The organism is Nocardiopsis sp. SBT366, assembly GCF_001083815.1.
Lineage (GTDB): Bacteria > Actinomycetota > Actinomycetes > Streptosporangiales > Streptosporangiaceae > Nocardiopsis > Nocardiopsis prasina.
Genome location: NZ_LAVM01000174.1, coordinates 1 through 1,372 on the forward strand (window position 1 = coordinate 1; position 1,372 = coordinate 1,372).

Below are 1,372 nucleotides of genomic sequence, written 5' to 3' on the forward strand. Positions count from 1 at the left end.
GGTCGGTGACCGGGGGCTCTCGGGGAGGGTCATGCCGACGGACGACCACGACTGTCGTGCGTGTTTGGACCGGAATGGAGAATTCTCGACTTCGGTCGCACCACGGTATAGCTTGACCGTTCCGACACCGGTGTCGCCTCTCCCCGAGCTCCGGTTGGACGGGCGACGACCGGATCGGGGTGCGGGCGAGGGACGTGCCATGGCCGGGGAGTACAGCCTCAAGAACCATTTCGACGGTGCGAGCGCGCGGGCCCTGGGCGAGTCGATTCGCAAGGTGCACCCGGGCTTCGACGTCGACGGGTACGCGGTGGAGGTCGCGGGGCTCGTCGGGCCGCTGGAGCTCAAGGAACGGGTCCAAGTGATGGCGAAGGGCCTGCGCGACCGTCTGCCCGAGGACTACCCGAGCGCCCTCAGCGTGCTGGTCTCCTCTCTGGAGGCCGAGGCCCTGGGTGAGGGCGAGGGCATGTTCAACGAGGGCTTCTATCTGATGGCGGTGGCCCGGTTCGTGGAGGAGTACGGGCTGGAACACCCGGACGTCTCCCTGCCCGCTCTGATCGAGATCACCAAGCGCCACACGGGTGAGTTCGCCGTGCGGCCGTTCGTGCTGCGGCACTACGAGGCGACCATGGAGTTGATGCGCGGCTGCGCGCTCGACCCCGACCCCAACGTGCGCCGGTTCGCCAGTGAGGGGATTCGTCCCCGGTTGCCGTGGGCTCGCAGACTGACGAGGTTCGTCGAGGACCCGGGTCCGGTACTGGAGGTCCTGGAGGCGCTGAGGTCGGACCCGTCGAAGTTCGTGCGCACCTCCGTCGCCAACAACCTGAACGACATGTCGAGGGAACACCCGGAGCTGGTCCTGGACGTGGCCGAGCGATGGACCCGGGAGAGCCCGACCCCTGAGACGGCGTGGATCGTCCGGCACGCGCTGCGCACCCTGGTGAAGAAGGGTGACCAGAGGGCTCTGGCCCTGCTCGGCGCCACTGGCGGTGAGCTGGTGGAGGTGGAGGGGTTGAGCCTGAGCCCGGAGGTGCTCGAACTGGGTGGGGCACTGCTCGTGCGGGTGGATCTCGTGAACAGGGACGACCGGCCCCACACGGTGATCGTGGACTACGTGGTGCACCACGTTCGGGCCAACGGAGGGCGCAGTCCCAAGGTGTTCAAGTGGACGACCCTGGAGCTGGGCGCCGGGGAGCGGCGTCGCCTGGAGAAGAAGCATCCCGTGCGCCCGATCACGACGAGGACCTACTACCCGGGGAAACACCTGGTGGAGGTTCAGGTGAACGGGTTGGTGAAGGCGGAGGTCGGGTTCGAGCTGAGGGGTGTGTGAGGGGTTGGGGGTTGGTGGGTGTGGGTTGAGGGGTGTGAGGTGTGG

Annotated in this window: 1 protein-coding gene; it reads left to right on the forward strand. The window is 67.6% G+C overall.

Annotation, left to right across the window (positions count from 1 at the left end):
• Positions 1–199 precede the first annotated feature (199 nt).
• Positions 200–1,327 carry a DNA alkylation repair protein gene (locus ADX84_RS25085; RefSeq protein ID WP_049579976.1) on the forward strand — a complete coding sequence of 376 codons (1,128 nt, stop codon included), beginning with the start codon at positions 200–202 and terminating at the stop codon, positions 1,325–1,327.
• The last annotated feature ends 45 nt before the right edge of the window (positions 1,328–1,372 follow it).

Excerpts from the sequence above, each read along its gene's own strand:
- ADX84_RS25085 (WP_049579976.1), top strand. The coding sequence starts at position 200 with ATGGCCGGGGAGTACAGCCTCAAGAACCATTTCGACGGTGCGAGCGCG.